The organism is Psychrobacter sp. CX18 (genome assembly GCF_057396215.1).
Map to the genome: position 1 here is coordinate 1 of NZ_JBXYJH010000016.1, position 23308 is coordinate 23308.

Annotated in this window: 19 protein-coding genes, 2 tRNA genes and 2 pseudogenes; 20 read left to right on the forward strand and 3 right to left on the reverse strand. The window is 38.9% G+C overall.

Features of this window, described 5'->3' with window-relative positions; translation table 11 throughout:
- Positions 1–562 (forward strand): RHS repeat-associated core domain-containing protein (locus tag AC2SLT_RS11975; protein WP_486547887.1); only part of this gene is annotated, 562 nt, incomplete at its 5' end.
- A 10-nt stretch (positions 563–572) separates the two neighbouring features.
- Entirely contained in the window at positions 573–1115 is a 543-nt protein-coding gene (locus tag AC2SLT_RS11980; protein ID WP_486547888.1) for a hypothetical protein, read from the forward strand.
- Positions 1116–1219: 104 nt separating this feature from the next.
- Here AC2SLT_RS11980 and AC2SLT_RS11985 read toward each other — a convergent pair.
- A pseudogene (locus AC2SLT_RS11985) lies at positions 1220–1528 on the reverse strand (integrase core domain-containing protein); the annotation flags it as partial.
- A gap of 105 nt (positions 1529–1633) precedes the next feature.
- On the opposite strand from AC2SLT_RS11985, the gene AC2SLT_RS11990 reads away from it, so the two are divergent.
- From AC2SLT_RS11990 to hchA, 10 genes and pseudogenes are all read left to right on the forward strand, one after another.
- Complete coding sequence (locus AC2SLT_RS11990) at positions 1634–2533, forward strand: RHS repeat domain-containing protein (RefSeq protein WP_486547889.1); 900 nt, start codon at positions 1634–1636, stop codon at positions 2531–2533.
- A complete protein-coding gene (locus AC2SLT_RS11995) occupies positions 2530–2748 on the forward strand; it encodes a hypothetical protein (protein WP_486547890.1) in 219 nt (72 codons plus the stop codon). Before AC2SLT_RS11990 ends, AC2SLT_RS11995 begins: the two co-directional genes overlap by 4 nt.
- A 234-nt stretch (positions 2749–2982) precedes the next feature.
- Positions 2983–3117, forward strand: coding sequence for a hypothetical protein (locus tag AC2SLT_RS12000; RefSeq protein WP_486547891.1), 135 nt, complete (start codon positions 2983–2985; stop codon positions 3115–3117).
- Positions 3118–3127: 10 nt separating this feature from the next.
- Positions 3128–4189, forward strand: a complete 1062-nt coding sequence (locus tag AC2SLT_RS12005) for a hypothetical protein (RefSeq protein WP_486547892.1) — start codon at positions 3128–3130, stop codon at positions 4187–4189.
- Positions 4190–5277: 1088 nt separating this feature from the next.
- Positions 5278–6838, forward strand: a pseudogene (locus tag AC2SLT_RS12010) (IS3 family transposase).
- 170 nt (positions 6839–7008) lie between these two features.
- A complete protein-coding gene (locus tag AC2SLT_RS12015; RefSeq protein ID WP_486547893.1) occupies positions 7009–8394 on the forward strand; it encodes an RHS repeat domain-containing protein in 1386 nt (461 codons plus the stop codon).
- A gap of 15 nt (positions 8395–8409) precedes the next feature.
- Positions 8410–9150 carry a tetratricopeptide repeat protein gene (locus tag AC2SLT_RS12020; RefSeq protein ID WP_486547894.1) on the forward strand — a complete coding sequence of 247 codons (741 nt, stop codon included), beginning with the start codon at positions 8410–8412 and terminating at the stop codon, positions 9148–9150.
- 253 nt (positions 9151–9403) lie between these two features.
- The gene (locus AC2SLT_RS12025) at positions 9404–9835 is read left to right on the forward strand and encodes a hypothetical protein (protein WP_486547895.1); all 432 of its coding nucleotides are present in this window, start codon (positions 9404–9406) and stop codon (positions 9833–9835) included.
- A gap of 958 nt (positions 9836–10793) precedes the next feature.
- On the forward strand, positions 10794–11231 hold the full coding sequence (locus AC2SLT_RS12030) for a MarR family winged helix-turn-helix transcriptional regulator (RefSeq protein WP_486547896.1): 438 nt from the start codon (positions 10794–10796) through the stop codon (positions 11229–11231).
- A gap of 53 nt (positions 11232–11284) precedes the next feature.
- Positions 11285–12148, forward strand: a complete 864-nt coding sequence (gene hchA, locus AC2SLT_RS12035; RefSeq protein ID WP_486547897.1) for a glyoxalase III HchA — start codon at positions 11285–11287, stop codon at positions 12146–12148.
- A 202-nt stretch (positions 12149–12350) separates the two neighbouring features.
- Here the strand turns inward: hchA and AC2SLT_RS12040 are convergent.
- Both AC2SLT_RS12040 and AC2SLT_RS12045 read right to left on the reverse strand, forming a co-directional pair.
- A tRNA-Asp gene (locus AC2SLT_RS12040) sits at positions 12351–12427 on the reverse strand.
- Positions 12428–12479: 52 nt separating this feature from the next.
- Positions 12480–12555: transfer RNA gene (locus AC2SLT_RS12045), tRNA-Val, on the reverse strand.
- 258 nt (positions 12556–12813) lie between these two features.
- Between AC2SLT_RS12045 and ftsY the strand changes: the two genes are divergently transcribed.
- From ftsY to AC2SLT_RS12085, 8 genes are all read left to right on the forward strand, one after another.
- Positions 12814–14025, forward strand: a complete 1212-nt coding sequence (gene ftsY / locus AC2SLT_RS12050) for a signal recognition particle-docking protein FtsY (RefSeq protein WP_486547898.1) — start codon at positions 12814–12816, stop codon at positions 14023–14025.
- A 168-nt stretch (positions 14026–14193) separates the two neighbouring features.
- Positions 14194–14760 carry a methylated-DNA--[protein]-cysteine S-methyltransferase gene (locus tag AC2SLT_RS12055; RefSeq protein ID WP_486547899.1) on the forward strand — a complete coding sequence of 189 codons (567 nt, stop codon included), beginning with the start codon at positions 14194–14196 and terminating at the stop codon, positions 14758–14760.
- Between the two features lie 28 nt (positions 14761–14788).
- Positions 14789–15667: a hypothetical protein gene (locus AC2SLT_RS12060; protein WP_486547900.1), complete on the forward strand. Its 879-nt coding sequence runs from the start codon at positions 14789–14791 to the stop codon at positions 15665–15667.
- A gap of 909 nt (positions 15668–16576) precedes the next feature.
- Positions 16577–17311: a 2Fe-2S iron-sulfur cluster-binding protein gene (locus tag AC2SLT_RS12065; RefSeq protein ID WP_486547901.1), complete on the forward strand. Its 735-nt coding sequence runs from the start codon at positions 16577–16579 to the stop codon at positions 17309–17311.
- On the forward strand, positions 17308–18300 hold the full coding sequence (locus AC2SLT_RS12070; protein WP_486547902.1) for an FAD binding domain-containing protein: 993 nt from the start codon (positions 17308–17310) through the stop codon (positions 18298–18300). The genes AC2SLT_RS12065 and AC2SLT_RS12070 overlap by 4 nt, the downstream gene beginning before the upstream one ends.
- A gap of 2 nt (positions 18301–18302) precedes the next feature.
- Positions 18303–20804, forward strand: coding sequence for a molybdopterin cofactor-binding domain-containing protein (locus tag AC2SLT_RS12075; RefSeq protein WP_486547903.1), 2502 nt, complete (start codon positions 18303–18305; stop codon positions 20802–20804).
- A 150-nt stretch (positions 20805–20954) separates the two neighbouring features.
- Complete coding sequence (locus tag AC2SLT_RS12080) at positions 20955–22427, forward strand: XdhC family protein (protein ID WP_486547904.1); 1473 nt, start codon at positions 20955–20957, stop codon at positions 22425–22427.
- Positions 22428–22430: 3 nt separating this feature from the next.
- Positions 22431–23228 (forward strand): NTP transferase domain-containing protein, encoded by a 798-nt coding sequence (locus AC2SLT_RS12085; RefSeq protein ID WP_486547905.1) that lies wholly within the window; start codon positions 22431–22433, stop codon positions 23226–23228.
- Positions 23229–23308 lie beyond the last annotated feature (80 nt).

A 23308-nucleotide genomic window follows, 5' to 3' on the forward strand; every position in this document is an offset into this window, starting at 1 on the left:
TAGTGAAACAGGGCTACATTACAATCGTTATCGCTATTATGATAATGATATGGGAATGTTTATCTCAAGAGATCCAATTGGGCTAAAGGGTGGTAATAATGTATTTGCTTATGCACCTAATCCAACAGGGTGGGTTGATCCGTTGGGGTTGACGGCTGGGGCTATAGGTTGTGCTGCAGGGCCTGTAGGTTGTGGTATCGGAATAGGTGGCAGCCTCCTGGCAGCATTCATATTGGGTGGAGGAGCGACTGTATCTGGAGATACTCCTAAACAAAAAACTGCAACTGATACTCCTTGTACAAGCTGTCAACCTTGTCCCCCTTGTAGACCGTATCCAAAAGGGACTATTGGTTATCAAGGACCTGAGACTCATCAAAGAGGTATCGATGCTGGTAAGGCCCACTATCACATTTTCGTTGTAAATCAAAATACTAGAACCTGTCAATGTTTTTGGAATTATGGTAAAAAAAGTGAGTGGGGGCATCAGTACTTTGGTTTTATTAAGTCAACATGGATAAATTTAAATAGTAGTCCTAAAAGACCACCAAACTATCCACATTAAGGTATAAATAATGTATTTATCAACTAGAGTTTGTGCACAGCCAAATATTAATCATAATAATTTTTCATTATCGTATGATGATGAAATATGGCAGTCTACGAGTAAAGTTAATAAGGTTGAGCAATTATACTTTGACCAATATGGTCTTCTATTGGCTGATGAATATGTAGAACATTTTCAGCCTAAAAATGCTTTGTCTCTAAATTACTTTGAATATAATTTTTATCCCTGTATTTTGAAAGTCAGAGATTACGAGGACTGGATTCAGGCGTGCCACTTTTATCCTGATCAAGCAGTTTATGAAGAAGCTAACTTAGTTTCGATAGGATATGATGTCATGGATCTTGGATTTATCAGCATAGTTTCGCATGGTATATCTGCACAATATAGAGGTGATTTAGATTCATTAAATAAATTTAATTTGTTGAAAAGTCCTGTAATAGCTGACTGTTATTTAAATTTAAATATAAATCAAATACCAGAACACCCGTGGAAAATAGTTGAAGTATTCATTAATAGTGGAACTTATGAGACGTTTAATCATTGGTTATAAGAACAAAAAATGACTGAACGGCCCCGACTATATCGGAGAGTGGATTACTTGAGTCAGGCAGCTCTGTCTGACTCACTAAGACTTTCATAACATCGTCTCTCAAACTAAAAAGGCGACACATAACCAATTATACTATGCAAACGTGTTTTGTTAAACCAATCGACCCATTCAAGATTTACTAATTTAACATCACTCACACCTTGCCATTGTTGCTTTAAATAATCAATCACCTCAATTTTATAAAGCCCCTTAACCGTTTCAGATAATGCATTATCGTATGAATCACCTGTCGCACCAACAGATGCAATGATGCCAGAATCAGCCATCTTATCAGTATAGCGAATGGCTAAATACTGAACACCTCTATCACTATGATGAATCACATCTTTAGGATGGTTTTTATCGGCTATCGCTCAAGAGTATAGCGACACTCATGTATTCCCACTGTCTATGACCAAGTAAGCTTTGCTCCAGTAGCAAGGTTAGTTTGGCTACAAGAACATCCCATCAATGATCAAGTGAACCAGCAGGACAAAGAGTGGTTAACTAAGTTTGAACAGTGGGAGAAAGAAAGACGCATAGATCCCCGCGAGCACCCTTACTATGCAAAAGACTATAGCAAAAAAGATAAACTAGCTGATATCTTAAACCTGCACGTTTATTACTATCATAATGACCAGCTTGGCACGCCTAATGAGTTAACCAATGAAAATGGTGAGGTGGTTTGGTTGGCTGACTATGAGTCGTGGGGTGAGATTTATAAAGAAAAGTATATTACGCAAAATATAGGCGAATTAGAGATCGCTTCAAATCAATTACAGCCGATACGTTTCCAAGGACAGAGCTTTGATAGTGAAACAGGGCTACATTACAATCGTTATCGCTATTATGATAATGATATGGGAATGTTTATCTCAAGAGATCCAATTGGGCTAAAGGGTGGTAATAATGTATTTGCTTATGCACCTAATCCAACAGGGTGGGTTGATCCGTTGGGGTTGACGGCTGGGGCTATAGGTTGTGCTGCAGGGCCTGTAGGTTGTGGTATCGGAATAGGTGGCAGCCTCCTGGCAGCATTCATATTGGGTGGAGGAGCGACTGTATCTGGAGATACTCCTAAACAAAAAACTGCAACTGATACTCCTTGTACAAGCTGTCAACCTTGTCCCCCTTGTCGTACTGTCAGTGGAAAAATAGTATATCCTGGAGTAATAGGTTATCGTCTTGATAGAGTTCCACCTTCTAGACCTCACTATCCATTTTCAGGAGATCACTATAACTTATCTAAAGCAAATCAAAATCCTAACAACTGCCAATGTTTTTGGCGGTCTGCTGGTGTTAGTGATGCTTCAAATGGAAAACCACCTCCGCCTAATTCAATACCTATTGAACCTTTTGTTAAGGAGTCTTTAAAATGAACCAGATAAATATTGATAGCCTGGAGATTGGAGATAGAGTTGTAACATCAGATGGTTGGAAAGGTTGCATTGTATGCAATATTGAAGACTCGAAATACTCTAATAAATATCCTAAAAAAGATTGGGAGTATCTTAACTCAGGTGTATTAATTATGACTGATGAAGCCGGATTAATATATTATCCTTCAACTTCTAAAGTTAAGAAAATTAATTAAGATACAGTTAATCATATCTAAAGTATTGAATAAGAATATATTGGTATTGGTAACCAAGAGCTAGGCATAGACAGAAAGGCCTATAAAATAGATGACTTAATAGCTCAGAATAAAGCCACAACAACTGCTAATGGATTAAGTGTCAATATAGATATACCTAGTACCAGTCGCTTTCAACCTCAATACATAGGATCATATAAAGAAGGCACTCGAGACCCAAATAAAGAGCGGCAGATGCAAGAAGCTAGAGAAATAGCTGAAGCGAACCCTAACCGTGAAATCGATAAACTAAGAGCAGTAGTGAAGTATGCGCTTAACCCAAGTATGAATCCGTACTACCAGCTGCGTACTAGCGTCACAAGTCGATAAGGATAATAATATGCAACTTCGAGATGACTTTGCTAAACATATCAGTGAGTTAAAGAATCCTATTGATCGACCGTATACAACCGATATAGACAAAAGCTTATTTGAAAGTATTGAGGATGTCGAACATCTAAACAAAGAAATAAAGAATATCAATCCTGACTATCTAACCTTTTTGCCTGCCTACTTTTGGGTGTTTTACTTTGCTATCGGTTGGGTGTATGTATCAGCTATTTTTTTATCAAATTTTATTTATGATGGTATCACTTATGTCTATGTAAGACCCGAGGGATGGGGTTTATTAAATATTATAGGCACTTTGTTTTATGTATCTTCTGCTGGAATACCTATTTTTTTACTTCTTTTTCAATTCATACAGAAACACCCATTTCGCACCCAATACTACTTTTTAAAAAAAGAGCAAAAAATAGCCTACTACTATCGTCCTTTTTGGAAAATTAGACAACCGTATGAGCTTAAAATAGTCGATTATAAAGACGTTCATCCAGATTTGCATCAGGACCCATACAACCAAGCATATACACCGCTCAACCTATATGTCGCAGACTCTAAAACAGGTGACATTACTCATCACATGAAGCTAGAGGATTATAGAGTAGACCCAAGGGTACAATGGGCCTTTATCCGTACCTATATGGAAAGCGATGCCAAAGAGTTACCCATAGACCAAAAGTTATGCCAAGCTTATCCCGAAGACACCAGCAAATCACTATTTGCCTGTGCTGACATCATCTACCGTAAAACAGGTGTACTACCTAGCAACCATTCAGGCGGTGATCAAATCATTGTCTTTATCATAGGCTCACTCATAGCACTAGGTAACCTATTTCAAGCCAACCATTATCAATGTACCAAACAAGCCATATTACATCCTGACGTTAAACAGATGCTCACATGGGATGGTAAAGATAATCCATATCCCATACAGCCGATAACGCATGAGGCAAAACTTGCCTTTGAAGGCAGGAACTGGGAGGTTAACGTCAGATGGGTATTAATCATTCTAATTAACGTAAGCTTATTTGCATGGGCGGTGTATGCTTACAATAGCTAGTCAGAGTCATTCAGCTACGAACTAGCGTCACAAGTCGATAAGGATAAGATAATGATTGAAGACAAACATAGCGAGTTAGCCAAGCATATTCAAAAAGCTAAAAATCATTTCAATGCTATAGGCTTATAGATGTTATGATCAAAACAATTATTCCAAAAGACCTTAAGACTAACAATAGTTATATTATAAGAGGCCTTCATTCAGGTATCATACTATGTATACTTGCCAACGGATTCATGTTACTTCCATCCTTAATGAGCTATTATTATAAATCTATAAATATTTTATTATTTATAACTGCCATATTAATTTTGCTAATACCTAAACATTATAAAATCCAAACATTAAAACGGTACTTTTATCTGAGTTTTTTAGGTGCTCTATACGGAAGTTTAAGTTTATTCATATGCTTTTTTTCATATTTTATGAATATTGAAATTTATAACTCTAAAATTGTATTAATAGGTTTCATAATATCATTTGTCATGATGATGATAGAATATATTTTGATTATTAAAACTAAACACTACATACACTATTATGATTATATTCTATCTAACATCATAACAAATAATAAAATTTGTTTATTTGATTTTGTTAATTGGACTGAAATGGAGAGAAAAGCTAAGATTAAAACTAATCCAAGTTCATTTTATATGCGAATTCTTGGAATTTTACTGATACCTATTATTATATTCGGTATATTTGGTAAAGGATCAGTTGGTGTAAGTTTAGTATTCGCTAAAAAATACAATAGTACGGTAGGTGATAGTTTTTTGTTGTACCTAATTGGTCTAGGTGTATTCGTCATTTATCTTTTCGCTAATAAAGTACTTGTTCACTATGCATTTTTAGCATACTCAGCTTATAAAGTCGAAAAAAACTTACTTTCTGACTCTTATTGAGCTCACAAACTATCCCTTAAAGAAATATTATGATAATAGCTAAGATTATCGAACAATCGTAATGACAACGGTAAAAGAGAATTGAAATACACTTTTTAGCAGAATGGAACTTTGAACTTTCCCCCTGTGTCAGGATAGTTGTCACCCCTAAATAAAAACTAAAGGGGGCGACAAGGAACAAAGATGCCAAGATATAGTGAAGAGAGAAAACAAGCAATACTGAGTAAACTATCCCGACCCAACAACATGAGTGTCGCAGAAGTTGCAAGAAGAGAAGGCATTGGACTACAGACCCTGTATAATTGGCGTAATCAAGCCCAAAAGCAAGGACAACCCATGCCCGGCAATAAAAACACCCCCGACAACTGGTCAAGTGAAGCCAAGCTTGCCACCATCATGGAACCAGCGGACTGACTGAGACCGAGCTTAGCGAATACTGTCGTAGTAAAGGCCTATACGTCGAACAAATCAAAGCATGGCGAGCAGGTGCCCTATCAGGATTCAATCAAACGCATGAGCAGAGCCTAGCAAGCAGACGACAACAGCAAGCCGATCGTAAGAAGATTAAAAAGCTAGAACGTGAACTTCATCGCAAAGAAAAAGCACTTGCTGAAACTGCCGCCTTACTGGTGCTCAGAAAAAAGCTGGATGCGCTTTGGGAGACAGACAACGAGGACGATTAACCTCACTACCACAGCGTAAACAGTACATCATTTGGATACAAGAAGCCACACACTCAGGGGCAAGACTACCGCCTGCTTGTACCGAGGTTGGCATTAGTGTACGCACTTATAGACGATGGTATAAAGAGGGTCAAATCCATCATGACAAGCGAGCCGAGGCCATACGCTCTAGGCCTAGTAATAAGCTGACTGATGCTGAAACAGCCAGTATTATCGCCGTCTGTAACGAGCCCCGCTTTGCAAGTCTCCCACCGACACAGATAGTTCCCACTTTACTCGATAAAGGCATCTACCATGCTTCAGAATCCACCTTTTACCGCGTACTTAAAACACATAATCAATTGAGTCATAGAGGACGTAGCCTCGCGCCCAGAGCTGACAGTGCACCGCAGTCTTTTACCGCCACAGCCCCCTGCCAAGTGTTCTGTTGGGATATTACTTACTTGCCAAGTCCTGTACGGGGTCAGTTTTACTATCTGCATATGATTGAAGATGTGTATAGTCGTAAGATTGTGGGCTGGGAGGTATATGATCACGAGTCAGGTGAGCTTGCTGCCAAGCTTTTACAGCGTACGTTAATTAAAGAGAGATGTCTGCATTCAGGCGTGGTTCTACATTCTGATAATGGTGCACCGATGAAGGCTCAAACGATGCGTATGAAAGCGTATGAGCTTGGGGTTGTGACCTCTTATAGTAGACCTCGAGTAAGTAATGATAATCCGTTTGCAGAGTCTTTATTTAAGACATGCAAGTATCGCCCTAATTGGCCAACAGATGGCTTTAATAGCCTTGAGACCGCGAGGCAATGGGTGCTTAAGTTTACTCATTGGTACAATATGGAGCATAAGCATAGCAAGCTACGCTTTGTGACACCTAATGAGCGTCATACAGGTGAAGATAAAGAGATACTAGCGAAACGCAAACTGATAATGGAGGATGCTAAAAGTCTAAACCCTACTCGTTGGGGAAGCCGTGCCGTAAGAAATTGTACGCCAGTTAAGCCAACGACTTTAAATCCGTTAAAAGAGCCAAAATCGATTGATGAGATGAGAGTCGCCTAATTCGTAAATTGGTGACAACTATGTTGACAAACACCGCTTTATACAAACTTGCTTATAGGTGAGTCCATGTATCCTACTTGTAAGCGCCTCATGCTGAAACCTTAGTTATCTTACTTTATAGTGCCAATCGCTTCTTTGAGCGAGAACGCTCTGATCCCAAAGGTAACCGAGTGTCTGCTAGAGACACTGCTACATCTGCCTATCAAAATAATTCTACTCAATTCAGCAATAAAGGTAGACCTACCGAACTGATTAGCAATGGTAAACTTATACGCTACCGTTATGATGAACATGGCAGAGTCGTACATAAAATAATCACAGCCGATAACACTCAATTAGCGAATCAGCAATCAAACAATAGCCTGGTTCAGTTTAGAAAAGAACTAAACTTTAGCTACAACCCTAATAACGAGTTGATCAAAACAGAGCTTATACATCATAAAGGTAGCGATACTACCACAACCATTACGCATTACTATTATGATGCCTTTGGACGGCGTATTCACAAACAAAGTAACATCAACCAAAAAGATAGTATTCAAAGTAACGCTACTCATGTGCTCTGGGATGGTGACAAAGCGATCCAAGAATATACTGATGATCAAGTGTTCACTACCATATACGATCAAAACAGCTTTGCACCTATTGCTAGAGCAGTGTGGTTAAAAGATGATGATAAGCAAAGTATACAGGTGTACTACTATCATAATGATCAGCTTGGCACGCCTAATGAGTTAACCAATGAAAATGGTGAGGTGGTTTGGTTGGCTGACTATGAGGCGTGGGGTGAGATTTATAAAGAGAAGTATATTACGCAAAATATAGGCGAATTAGAGATCGATTCAATTTCGCTACAGCCGATACGTTTCCAAGGACAGAGCTGTGATAGTGAAACAGGGCTACATTACAATCGTTATCGCTATTATGATAATGATATGGGAATGTTTATTTCAAGAGATCCAATTGGGTTAATGGGTGGAGAAAACGTATTCTTTTATGCTCCTAATCCTACGGGGTGGATTGATCCGTTGGGGTTGCAAAGGAGAGCAGCCTATCTGTTGAATAAGGAACCAAAACCCTTTGAGTGGAAAAATGTACTTGGTAGCAATGGTATGAAATCCAGTGGTGGCCAAATGGGAAGACCTAAGAAAGAACCTGAAATTGATCCTTCTAGAGCTAATACTACACATATGGGAAATGTTGATATAACTGGTAGAGCTTTTAGAGGCGTGGAACTTGGAGCAGGTATGGGGAAAAGTTACGATGAAAATGGCGTTCCTACACAATGTTATCAAATCACTCCATGTTTGACTGGAGGTACTGAAGTAAGGCTAAGTGGAGGTCTAAATAAAACCATAACTAATTCTTCTTCAAGTAAGGGAGTCTCTTTCTCCAATCAAGCTTGCACTGATGCATCTGCTACTTATGGAGTCGGAGGTAATGCCAGCTTATGTGCAGGTGATGATGGTAGTTTAACGAGTGGTGGTGGTGTTACATTAGGCGGTGGTACTGGTGTTTCTAGTAAAATATGTAGACCACTAGTATGGTGTGAATAATATAAGGAGTGTTATGTGAAAAGTCATCTACTATTATTAATATTTTTATTATGTTCGTGTACTTATAATCAAGGTACAAATGTTAAACTTACTTTAGAACAAGAATGTGAGAATTCTTTACGTAAGGATAGTACTCAATGCAAAATTGCTTACGAAGATGATTTATCCTTAGATAAAAAACAGCAGTTATTAGGAATGTACTATTTAACGAATTCTAGTAGAGTCGAAGAAGATTGTAAGAAATCTAAATATTGGTTTACTCAATCTGCTTATAGAAATAATCCTGAAGCCTTTGACGGTTTAGGTACTTTATATTATTCAGGTTGTGGTGTTAATAAAGATTTTAAAAAAGCTGAGGAGTATTTCTTATTAGCTTATGATAATCATAGTAGACAAGCTGCAGCAAATTTAGGCAATATATATGTCCTAGGTGGCTATGGAATAGAACAAGATTTTAAAAAAGCTTTAAAATGGTTTAACTTAGCTATAGATAAAACACCTTTAAGAGCATATAGAGGTTTAGCTCAGACCTATTATTATTTAGATGATTATGAAAATTCTTTTAAATATACATTGGAAGCAGCGAATTTAGATGATGCTGAATCTCAACATAATATTGGTTATATGTATGAATCAGGACTAGGTGTAAAGAAGGACTTATATAAAGCAAAATATTGGTATGAAAAATCTGCAGCTCAGGGTTTTGCATTGGCTTATAAAAAACTAGAAGATTTATCATTTGATAGTACTAACTAAATATTTAAATCAAAAGATGGTTTTCAAACCCTCACACATAAGCTGGTCTAGCACTACTATTACAATACAACGCCAATCATATAAAACAAACTCCATCTGAAAATGACTTTCCTGAAAACGATAAAGATAGTCATAAAGGCTATGCAAAATAATAGCTGCTGCGATACAAGGTATTGGGGTTTTCCAAAATCTAAAGTTAAACATTATTGTTTTAGATAATTAATCACCAGTAAAGCTATTTCGGATTTTTATTATGAAATACTTAAAATATTTATTGATTATTATCTTATGTCTCGTTGTTATCTCATGGCTCTATTCTTATTTAATCAGTCCAAATGTAAAATTAGTCAACAATACAAATGATGTCATAAGAATAGCTAAAATTGAGTTTGATAACAGTAAAATAGAGCCTGAATATGATGACATAAAAAATTCGTTTCTTAGCGAAGTATCCCTAAAGCCAAATGCCAGTTATTCATATGATGTTAGTATGAAGTCTATACTATCTGAGAAAGTTATTAGAATGGTTATATCATATGAAAAAGGAGAGTTTGGTGTAGGCAAACGTTTCACCTTAGGCCAGAATGGTTTCTGTAAATACACATTAGATATTTATGATGGCTATGTTGATATCAAAACTAGTAAACTCAACTTATGTTATAAAAAGTTATATTTAGTAGAGTAAAAGAGACTAAGGCATCAATGGTTATGAATGAAAATATTTCTAAGTCAGTCATCGATTTTTCAGTATCCAGAGTTAAACATTACTGTCTGAGTTAATCATAGCGTACTTTAAATGGATTAATGTCATAGCCAATGACACTCAAGACCTCAGCACCAACTGCAACCACAGAGCACACATCCCCTATCATTCCACCCAAAAAATTGATTCAAATAAAAATGGCTTGGTTAACAGCAAATGGCTAGCCTAATTCTCCAAGATGGAAGTATTTCAGATACTAAGTTAAGGTGTTATATGAAGAACAAAATTAAGAAAAGGCTATTTCTAGTTGCTTTAAGCTGTGCACTGTTACAACCAAAACAAAATCTGATTCCCCAGTTCCTTGCAATTCTGAAATTCTAATTAAATCTCCTTGCCTAAATTAAGAATTAATGTATAACCCTCCATTTCTTTCAATAAACAAGCTTGTTAGAAACAATATAAAGCTTAAAAAGACTATTTTAGAATGAGATAGCATATTTTAAACCTTATAACTTATTTATAGTTTTTAAATCGACTCTAATAATGAAACCATATCGTTGATAAACTGATTGGTTGACAGATTTATATGATTTTTGCAGCTAATCTCGCCATACGCTTTTATCTACCGGTTTGGGCGAGACGGTGACACGAATTGTTCGATTGCTGTTACCTCGACACTCACTCAATATCTAGTCACCGTAACTCGCCCATACCAGTAGGATACCGCTACTGTCGAGGCTAAACCGCTCCACGAGACTACTATTCAACTTATACCTACCTAATCAGCATTATTTGCCACTTATTACTGTGCCTAACTCTAATTAATTTATTAGTGCTTAATTTTAAATAGTCCTTTACTGCTCTGAATTTTTATAATATAGTTAACAAAGTTAATAGTTAATTTGGTTAACTAATATAATCAGCTAGATAATAGGATGCTATGGATAATTCAAAACTATACAAAAACCTATGTGATTTTAGAGAAAGAACATATCGCATATTTCTTAATAGCAAAGAGAAAGCCAATTCAAGTATTACGGATGCGAGCACTCATGATGAGCATTACCTAAATTTAATATCATCATTAGGCAAATCAAATTTAGCGACCATTGCAGAAGTAGCAAATATATCACGCCCTGCAGCAACCAAAGTTATCAAAAAATTTTTGCAAAAAGGCTATGTTACTAAGACTCTAAATAGTGAAGACAATCGAGAATATTTTATCGAGCTTTCATCATGTGCTTGTCAATATATGCAAGAGAGTGAGGCGCTATTTGCTCAAATTTTAGATGAAAAACTTTCCGTATTAACAGATACCGAAATACAAGAACTATCACGAATAATGCAAAAATTGATTACTGACAATAATTGGGAGTAATTTATCTCACGATAATAGCCCTTAACTTAATAGAAATATAGGAATGAAAAATTATGGATTTTATAAAAAAGCTATTGGGAATTGCTCCACAAAAGACAGAAGAAGGTGGGTATATCCCATCAAAACTTGCCCTAAAACTTGCAACATCTGCAACGACTGATTATGAAAAAATTTACACTGATAAACAGTATAAAGGTGCTAAGAAGATTTTAATGATTTGCACGCAAGAAAATCAGATGACCATGCAAAATGGTAAAGTATTTTCTACAGGGAATCACCCTGTAGAGATGCTTGTACCAATGTTACACCTTGATGATGCAGGTTTTGAGATTGATATCGCAACACCAACTGGAAAACCTGTGCAAATTGAAATGTGGGCATTTCCTAATGAAGATAGCTATGTCAAAACTATTTATCAAACATACCAATCGCAATTTGACAAACCTATTAATTTACACGATTTTGCCCAAAACCAACTATTAAATGATGACTATCTAGCCCTATTTATCCCAGGTGGTCACGGTGCTATGCTTGGGCTTCCTGATAATAAGGATGTTGGCAGTATTCTGCATTATTTCCATACAAACAATCGCTACACATTAGCAATATGCCACGCACCAGCAGCACTTTTAGCCGCCGATTTAGATAAATCTCAAGACTTCATTTATCAAGGTTATAAGATTGCTGCCTTCCCAGACTCTGTGGATAAGCAGACACCCATGATTGGATATATGCCGGGACATATGCCTTGGTTATTTGGGGAAAAACTTGAGAATCTTGGCGTCAAAATCGTCAATAAAAAAGCTGACAATACCTGCTATGTAGATAGAAAGCTAATCACAGGCGCAAGTCCTAATGCTGCTAACGAGTTTGGTAAATTATGTGCAGAGCATTTGTTAAAAGAGAGTAAATTATGAGTAACATTAAACAAAAAAATTGACAAGCAAACGAGATAGCCCTCAAGTCTTGTTTTGGTTCGGAAGCCTATATCACATTATTAAGTTAAAAAATTAACGTATTCAACAATTAAACCACCATCCATAAAAAAACCCCGCTACATAATATGTAGCGGGGTTGAAACTTTGTACTTACTTAAAAGGTAACATAAGTTTTGAAATATGGCGCAGCGGACGGGACTCGAACCCGCGACCCCCGGCGTGACAGGCCGGTATTCTAACCAACTGAACTACCGCTGCTAAGGTCGTCTAGCTTATTTATCCACTTGGTGTTGAAACCATTGCTATATAGTGGTGGGTGATGACAGGCTCGAACTGCCGACATTCTGCGTGTAAGGCAGACGCTCTACCAACTGAGCTAATCACCCTTAGGTCTTGCTCTGTGGGTGTGTATTATATAGATTTTCATTAGTGTGTCAAACCTTTTTTGACATATATTGATAAAAAGTTCATTTTTGTGTTTTTATCAATCTAAGGCAGGCTATTTATTACCGTTTAAAGCAGGTATGTTAAACTAGGTGATTAATCAAAATCAATTTATCATACGAAAAACAAGTACGCCTAATTCTAAGTACTTATAAATTAAACAAAAAGTTTAAAAACTAATTTGAGAATAAGAGACGTTCATGAATAATGCAGATAATCCGACTCGGGTAGTAATCGATCTTGATGGCAGTTTGGATGAGTTAGACGATGATGACATTACTTTACCCGACTTACCCAGTGCGCAAGATATTCCAATTATTGAGACACCGCGAGTTGAACAAGCGAACACGCCATCAGTTGATAAGTTAGATACTGGTGCTGCTCATAACGCGGTTGATCAAACGCCACCCGTTTCAATATCAAGTCATGAGGTTAGTGCTAGTCTTGATAATGAGAGTGAGCAAGATAAACAAGACCGAAAACGAGGTGGTTGGTTTTCTCGAATGAAGTCAGGGTTATCTAAGTCACGTAAGAACTTAGCTGAAGGTGTGGCCAATATCTTAATCGGTGGCAAAGAGATTGATGATGAGCTATTGGAAGAGGTAGAAGATCAGCTATTGGTCGCTGATATCGGGGTGGAAGCCACGGATAAAATCATCAAAAGTCTGACCGAGCAGACTGCCCGTGGCGATTTGATTTATTCTCATTCATTGTACAAAGCCCTACAAAAAGAATTGGTTGAAATACTAGAGCCAAAGGTGGCCCCGCTAATTATCGATACGACGAAAAAGCCGTTCGTTATATTAGTGGTGGGTGTCAATGGCGTCGGTAAAACCACTACTATCGGTAAGTTGGCAAAACGTCTGCAAGCCGAAGGTAAATCGGTGATGCTTGCTGCTGGAGATACCTTTAGAGCCGCAGCAACAGAGCAACTTCAAGTATGGGGCGAGCGAAATAACATACCCGTTGTTGCGCAAGGTCATGGTGCGGATAGTGCGTCAGTTGTTTTTGATGCGATGCAATCTGCCAAAGCCAAAAATATCGATGTATTAATTGCCGATACGGCCGGACGTTTGCAAAACAAAACCCATTTAATGGCTGAGCTTGAAAAAGTGGTGCGTATTATGCGCAAGTCTGATCCTACTGCACCGCATGAAGGGATGATTGTACTTGATGCAGGCACAGGGCAGAATGCCATTAATCAGGTGAAAATATTTAACGATGCTGTGCCTTTAACGGGAATTACTATTACCAAACTGGATGGCACCGCAAAAGGTGGTGTGGTGTTTAATATCGCAAATACTACCGATATTCCCATTCGCTATATTGGGGTAGGTGAGTCGATCGATGATTTACGTGCGTTTAGTCCTAAGCAGTTTGTGGCTGCCTTATTTGAGACGGATGAACAATAAATTTAACACCCAGTATGTCATCAATGGCGACAGTGCAAACTTTGTAAAATGGCATCATTGTGATGCCATTTTTTTTGTGTCAAGATAGTAGAGAGATCAGCTCCTGATTTTTAAGGGCAGTTGTCAATGAATCTATCACTATGTAAGGATACTTTAAAGGTGAATAAAATGATTGTAACTTCGACTGACATTGCCGGATACCCCTTAGTCTTGATGGCAGGTAGGGTGGCTGAAGCATGTGATGCACCGAAACTTTTGGCGGTCAATTGGTTAGAGGCGGGTAAAGAGTGGCAAAGCTGCAAAACGGTTGTGCAGTTGAAGAAGCAACTAGAGCTTGATGATAATCATTTTAAGTTTGTGAATAGAAATAGCCTAAGCAAAGATGATGTCACTCACACTGTCCTCTTAACAACAATTACTCAACTACAAGAATATCAAGATAGAAATCGCCGAAGTTTTGACTTACCGCTAAATATGTCATTGGGAACTGCCTTCCAACAACGTGTTTGGCAAGCATTGCAGCAGATTCCTTATGGGAAAACGATCAGCTATTCACAGTTAGCGCACAATATAGGCAAACCGACCGCGTATCGTGCGGTTGCGAATGCCAATGGCAAAAACCCGTTTAGTATTCTCATTCCTTGTCACCGTGTTATCGCAAGTAACGGTGCATTAGGTGGGTATACTGGTGGGCTTGACAAAAAGAAATTACTGTTGCAAATTGAAGAGCATTAAACCTTATGCTATCTAAAAAATATGTATTATGACTGCCGTGCAAAAAGATAATAATTTCCCGCCACATAAAACGGATGGTAGTCACCACCATGGCGAGGATATGCCTGAAGAACCTCGAAATAAAGGGAATTTAAAACAATACGCCATTGAGCAATCCCAACCTCAACAAACCCTTCAAGCTAACGCTAATCTAAACCAAGTCAGTCAACCTGAGTCTGCTCAATTTCAAGTTAATGAAAGCGGCGAAAACCTTCAAAACCAAATCAAACGCCAGCGTGAATGGGTCTATTTAACCCATTATCTGACCATTCAAGGCCTAGATCCCATTCATATTATCTCCGGCCAAGATGATGGCTTTGAACCTGATTTTACCTTGGTATTTTGGGAGAATAATCAACTGGTATATATCGGTATTGAGCTGACAACTTTGCCAAGATTGCGCACCCAGATGAGTGAAAAAGGACTGATTGCTAAGCGCTGGTATTGGCAAGCATTGAATGTCGTCGCAAAGCAGAATATCTCGGGTCATCTTTATGATGAGGATAATGGTTATCTAACGGCTGAGCGCTTTAAGATTCCGATGAAAACCTTGTATATGCCGAATAATAAATTTATAAAATTAAGAAAGGGTAGAACAATTTCAAGTATTACCCAACAAGATATCGATAAGGTAATGCAAAAAAAACAACCGAAGATTGAAGCGTATCAGACTAGACGGGCACTTGATGAGTTATGGCTGTTGATTCATACGGATAAGTATCAGCCAGATACCATATTGTCGTTTGAAAAAGATAAAGTGACAGGTTGTGATATTAATCTGACGCATAGCACTGCTTTTGATAATGTTCAGATTACGTGCTATCCCAGCTATAAAATACTAAATGTACAAAAAAAGACCAGTCATTGATCTGGTACTAGGGCGTGTGGAACATTCGACCATGGCACTGGCGGAGACTATTTTTTAGTCAATTTGCAGTGAAATTTTTGACGCTTAGTCATTCTAAGTTAGAACCCTAAATTTTTAAAAGCCGCCATATATTGGCAAAAAAGAGTCCCGCCCCTTCCGGCTGATACTAAAATCGCCCCAGACGTTGTTACAAAACTAGCCAAGGTCTAGACATTAGCGTCAGTTTGCGCCTAGTCTGGAACGATTTTAGCTATCAGCAGTGCTAATTTGCGAATGTTCCACACGCCCTAATTTTAGCTTTTTCATATACTGCAACGGCTTTATCAAACTCAATTTATATCTCTATCTTTCTCTCTAAGTGCTTAGACCTCTATAAATTCATTAGCGAAGGTCTTTGTGAATGGGTATGGCTAATGCGGGCTTTAAAAATCTACAGTCATTAATTTAACCTGAATTCGGGATAATCAACCCATTAAAGTTAAGGTTATAGGCACTCCTTTGTTGCAAAGCAATGCATCTCATCTTTTAAAGAAACGGTCATTCATCTCTTTTAAACTTAGGAAAGGTTAGCTCCCTTCCTTTTCCAAAGGAAGGGTTGGGGATGGATTTATTAACTCAAATAAAAACAAGAGCTTACTAAGATTATTATCCCGAATTCAGGTTAATTTAATAAGCAATAGTTATGAGGCATAAATGCCTTTACTTAAAAGCACAGGACAACAACATTTTTTATATAAATTTCAATCATATTTTCATTAGGATGACTCTAATAATTAATAAAATAAACTCTTATATATTTAAGGAGTTAACCTTCTATAATATTTCATAAATTAAGCTTCTCTTTCATTCAATCACCAAATACTTGTTTTCAATACTTATTTTTAATCACACCTGCCAGCGGACGCCAGCATGACTACCTTAACTTTATCAATTAATAATAAAAGCTATCATTTCGATGATCTTGATCCCCGAACGACTTTACTAGACCTTTTTCGACACCACTTGCACATTACAGGCCCCAAAAAGGGCTGTGATCATGGACAATGCGGTGCCTGTACTATTTTGATTAATGGTCAACGTATTAATTCATGTTTAACCTTAGCGGTAATGCACGAAGGTGATGAGATAACCACTATTGAAGGGATTGGTTTACCTGAGACTTTATCTGATTTGCAAAAAGCATTTAGAGATCATGATGCCTTTCAATGTGGCTATTGCACACCGGGTCAGATTTGTTCTGCTACTGCCCTTATTGAAGAGGTTAAGCAACAGTGGCCAAGTTATGTCACTGAAGACTTAAAAAAACCGAATGCGCTATTAGTCAACGAAATTGCCGAGCGTATGAGTGGTAATATTTGCCGATGTTCTGCGTACCCCAATATTATTAATGCCATATCTGAAGTGCTGCAAAAAGAACTTAAGCTTTTTGAGGATTCACATAACTTAAATAAGTTGCCTAACTCAAATGAAAGTACAGCTTCTCAATCAGGTAGCAGCGGTATTACAGGTATATGGTCCCCAGCGCCCAGTCAAGCGCAATTACAAAATAATCAATCGACTAAAGCCTCTAACAATCAACCCAGCACTAAAAACAATAACCAAAGCAACAAGAACGATGCCCAACGTTTAGGAGAAAACTCATGAAACGTTTTGAATATGTCCGTGCCAATGAGTTAAATCCTGCTTGCGTTGCTGCCAGCTCAGAAGGCGCTGCCTTTATCGGTGGCGGTACAAACTTACTTGATCTTATGAAGCTTGAGATTGAGACACCGATTAAACTTGTTGATATTACTCAGTTAGAACTTACGCAGATTGAGCCGACATCAGAAGGTGGTTTACGTATTGGAGCCTTGGTGACCAATAGTGATTTGGCAACTCATCCTGACATCATAGCCAATTATCCAGTACTCTCTCGCGCCATATTAGCGGGTGCGTCAGGTCAGCTACGCAATAAGGCGACGACTGGCGGTAATTTTCTGCAACGAACCCGTTGCTACTATTTTTACCAACCAGATAGTCCATGTAACAAACGTGAACCGGGCACAGGCTGTCCAGCAATTGAAGGTCAAAACCGCTCACTTGCCATATTAGGTACCAGCGATCATTGTATCGCACAGCATCCCTCTGATATGGCAGTAGCAATGAGATTATTAGATGCGACGTTAGAGACCCAAAATCCAGATGGTAGCTCTAGGAAAATTCCGATTAAAGATTTCTATCGTTTGCCTGAAGACACTCCTCATATTGAAACAGTATTAGAACCGGGTGAATTGATCACTCATATCGTACTTCCAACGCCGATTAAAGGTATGCATACTTATGACAAGATTCGTGACCGTGCGTCCTATGCCTTCGCTCTAGTATCAGCAGCTGCAGTGATAGATAAAGATGATACGGGTACTTTAACCACTGTACGTTTGGCGTTTGGTGGCATCGGGTCGCAGCCGTGGCGTAATGAGGCGGTAGAGGCGTCCCTTGAGGGCACTAAAGGAGATATTCCTGATATTGTGAATGCTGCCAATATTCTTTTAGAAACGGCGAAAGGTCAGGGACAAAACAACTTTAAAATTCCACTAACCCGCCGTTTACTTAAACAAATTATCCAGCGCGCTCTTGACGCTAAGGAAGCTTAACCATGCCATCATTAAATAAAGCGTTAAATGAAGCATTCAATAAAGGAATCCTTAATTCCGAACCAAGCAAAAAAATGATCATGAATGAGCCGGTTGCGACCCTATTTGACAAAACATCGAGTCAGTTAGTTGGTCAACCTATCACTCGGGTGGATGGTTCTTTAAAAGTGAGTGGGCAGGCGCCTTATGCAGCAGAATATCATGTAGACAATATGGCTTATGGCGTATTGGTAGGCGCAACTATTGCTAAAGGTCGTGTTAAAGATATTGATAAAAGCCCAGTTGCCGATATACCAGGCGTTATTAAAGTAGTGACTGATCCAAAGCATTTTATTAGAAACTCCCAGCAAGGCGGCAAAATGAAAGCGCCGACCCAAGGCACTAACGAGATTGCCTATCATGGTCAGCCGATAGCGGTTGTCATCGCTGAAACCTTTGAAGCGGCCACCGAAGCGGCTAAGGCTTTAAAAGTTACTTATGAGGATCAGACGGATAAAGCGGCTTTAGATTTTAAGTCAGAGCTTAAAAACACTCATGAGGTTAATGAGAAAGAAGGGTCTGATAAAAATAGTGAACAAGGCGACCCTGAAAAAAGCTTAGAGAGTGCAGCGGTTCGTTTAGACCGCATTTATACCACGCCTAGCCAAAGTAACTCGCCAATGGAGCCGCATTCATCACTAGCCCATTGGGAAGGGGATAAGCTCACTATTTATACCTCTAACCAGATGGTGGCGTTTGGTAAAAAACAAATAGCGGATGCCTTACAGATTGATGCTGATAACGTTCATTTAATTGCACGATATGTCGGTGGCGGCTTTGGTAGTAAATTAGGTATTGCCCCTGAGTCAATCGCTGCCGCTATTGCAGCCAAAGAGCTTGAACGTCCTGTACTGATAATGATGACGCGTCCGCAGGTGATGGAGGCAACGGTGAGACGGTCTAATACCCGTCAAAGAGTCGCCATTGGCTGTCGTGAAAACGGGGTAATAGACACCATTATTCATGAATCAATATCTAGCAATCTACCTGATGAGGCATTTTTTGAGCCATCTGCCTTGTCGACTCATTTTCTGTATCGTGGTGAAAACCGCAAAGTCGAATACCAAATGGTTGATATGAACTGGACGCTTGCAGGTTCGATGCGCGCACCAGGCGAAGCGGTTGGTCAGATTGCACTTGAATGTGCGATGGATGAGTTGGCTTGTCAGCTCAATATAGACCCTATTGAGCTACGTCGTCTTAATGAGCCAGAAGAGGATCCATCAAAGCAGATCCCTTTTTCAACAAGACAGCTTATACCGTGCATTGAGCAGGGCGCAAAAGCATTTGGTTGGGATGAGAAGCATATCGCAAAACCAGCCAGTCGTTTAGAAGGCGACTGGTGGATCGGTACTGGTATGGCAGTCGCCTCAAGGGGCAATCAGCTAATGCCTGCAGAGGCTCGTGCTACCTTACAGCTGGATTCAACCAAATCTTATGGTATTAAAGCGGTGATTGAATCCGATATGACTGATATCGGTACAGGATCTTATACTGTATTTTCTCAGGTAGCAGCGGATATTTTGGGCTTACCTATCGACCATATTGAGATGAAACTGGGTGATAGTAATTTGCCAGCCGCTCCCGGTTCTGGTGGAAGTTTTGGTGCAGCCAGTGCGGGTAGTAGTATTTATCTTGCTTGCGCCGAATTACGGGAGCAAATTGCCAAACGGATTGGCCTGCATGCTGACACTATACAGTTGCAACAAGGTCAAGTCTCTAAAATCGGCGATCATGACGCCACACTGACAGAAACGGCAATTGAAGCGGGCAAGAATGTGCTTGGTAGTGTCCTTAGTAAGTTAGATAAGCTAGATAAGTTAGACAAACTTGACAATATTGCAGAAAAAGTAGGGTTACCGATCTCTATTAACGGATCTGAGGCAACGGAAAAAGAGGACTATGACTTTAGTCATTTTGCCGCTTATCCACTAGCCGATATTATCGCCAAACTTGATAACCAACAACTAAGTGCAAAAGGCGAAATCGCACCCGGTAAAAACGGTAAAACCCATCGTCAAGCCTGCTATGGTGCCAACTTTGCAGAAGTTGCTGTACATCGGATTACAGGTGAGATACGCGTGAAGAATATGACGGGTGCATTCACTGCAGGACGTATTTTGAATCATAAGCTAGCAACTTCACAATGTTATGGCGGTATGGTATTTGGGATTGGTTCAGCGTTGATGGAAGAGGTCATTCATGATAAACGTGATGGAAGATTGTGTAACCATGACTTGGCTGAATATCATATTCCTGTGAATGCAGATGTCCCTCAACTTGAAGTCATCCTCGTTGAAGAAGATGACCCGTATACCAATCCGATGCACATTAAAGGGATCGGAGAGACAGCCATCTCAGGTGCTGCTGCTGCAATTGCCAATGCGGTATATAACGCAGTCGGTGTACGTATTTATGACTTCCCGATTACGTTAGATAAGCTGATTGATCAATTGCCAGATTAAGACGCGGACGTTTTATAGCATTGGCGTTTTGACAGGGCAGGCCGTACATCACTGTACTATTTGCCCTCATTTTATCGATTAGCAGCTCTATTCAATCAATTCTAAACAGGCCTATTTTTTAATTTTAAACACCTTAAATAAGTCGATATTATGAATCATGTTTCTGATATTTTAAAATTGGCGACTGAAGCCTACCACAGCGGTATTGAAGCGGTACTAGCAACAGTTGTGCGTACTGAGGGTTCTGCGTATCGTAAAGAAGGTGCGATGATGCTTATCTGTGCAGATGGCCGCTCAGTAGGCATGATTAGTGGGGGTTGTTTAGAGCCACATATCATTAAAAGAGCTTTTTGGATTACCCGCAATGGACCTTCTGTTCAGGTCTATCAAACGGGGGAGGATGATAGCGCTCATCAAAACAATACTAAGCAAAATAGTAATCATAATAGTATACGAAATGATGAAAATAGTGATTTGAATGCTGATAATAAACGTGATTTAGACTGGAACTATGTTTTAAAGGACCAGTATGATAGTCATAACGACGATGATATAGATCTCAATTTTGGTTTGGGCTGTAATGGGCGTGTTCATGTACTATTCGAGCGATTAGCATCTGCGATGCCCCTGATTAACTGCATGAAAGAGGTTCGCAATAATGAGCAAACGATGCGAGTCGCTACTTTAATCCGTTCAGACGATCCGTCTCATCCTATTGGTGTTCATATTCATTTATATGATTTTATAGCTTACTCAAAGTTTACGATTTTAAATGAAGATTTAAAACATACTCCCAGTGATCCTACCCTAATACAGGCAATTAAAACGCTATCTTCAAAAGCATCAGAGGATAATTTAATAGCTGCCAATCAATATTGTCAAAAAAAGGCTTCTAAAAAACAGACTTCTAAAAAACAGGCTCAATTTGTGAGTGTGAAGGGCGTTGTCGATAATAATCTAGACCATATTATTGAGACACAGTGGTTAGTGAGAGACTTGCAACCGCAAATTAAGCTACTGATTTGCGGAGCAGGCAACGATGTATTGCCATTGGTCACGCTTGCAAAAATGCAGGATTGGCAAGTTACGGTGATAGATAGCCGTGCTCATTACGCCACTCGCGCGCGTTTTATGCAAGCTGATAACGTCCTATGTTTGCCACTAGAGGATAGCGACACCCTTATTAATCTTAGCCGAAATGCTGCCGTTGCCGTTATGTCTCATAGTCTCAGTCAAGATAGAGCACGTCTAAAAGTGCTGCTTGCCAATCCACCGGCATACCTAGGTCAATTAGGTCCTAAATATCGAACAGAACGATTGATTTCTGAAATTAAAGACAGCTATCAAGGCGACATCTCGCAATTACAGCAAGGTATCGATCAACTGCATTATCCTATTGGATATAAACTTGGCGGTGATGGGCCAGAGGCATTAGCATTAGGTATCATGGCACAGATTAACGCGGTGATGCATAGTGTTGGTTTTATGACTTCAAACGATGCTACAAGTCAAGAAGACCCTTTAAACTCCAAATCAAAGGAGATTTCAAAGGAGAGTTCAAAGGAGAATAACGCTTGTGTGCCTGCCTTAAACTCTGCTTTAAACCATACTGTAAGCTTTTAATTTATGCCGAACCTCACTCACAACACTTATAAAAACCATGCCGTTATTTTGCTGGCGAGTGGTTTAAGTCAGCGTTTAGGCACTCCCAAACAGCTATTAACGCAACATGGTCAAACTTTGATTGAAGTCATGATTCGCATGGCATTGGCTACCAATCCAAAAGCTAACGTGATTGTGATTCCAGAGGGTCATTTGCCGATTAAAAGAGTCATAGATAGATTGATTGCTGACATTGAGCCTATTGAGGTTGTTTTTAATAAAGAACCTGAGAAGGGTATGGGGCATAGTCTAAGCTTGGGTATTGATGCTTTGAATACTCTAGCTACTGATAATTTAGCGACTAGTCAATTAACTACCAACAACTTGGCGATTAATAAAGTTATGATTTTAGGGGTAGACCAAATTTTATTAGACACTCAGCATTTAAATAATTTACTGAAAGAAAGTACTAAAGTTGTCGCCAGTCGCTATCCTAAATCTGACAAGATTATGCAGGACAATCGTTTTGATAGTCGTAATGCTACTAATCCTGTCTTAAAAACAAGTAACGACAACCCTAATTATTCTAAAGATGTCAGTTTAGATAGTAGTGAGACAGTCGTTGGTTTACCAGTAGTCATTAACTACGAGCTTCTAAAAAATTGGCAGTCAAGTTTACAGGGAGATAAAGGACTGCGTCATCAAATTAGAGCATTGGCGGCTGATGAGGTCGCGATTGTTAATAACCTCAATTTAAGTCTTGATATTGATACTCCTGAGCAGCTTAAGCTTGCAATTGATATGGGTTGGCTGGCTAGTTAGTTTGCAACTCAATTGATTAATCAACTTAACCTAAACCCATTTAGTCTGTTTAACTTGATTCATTATTCCTAGTTTAATTA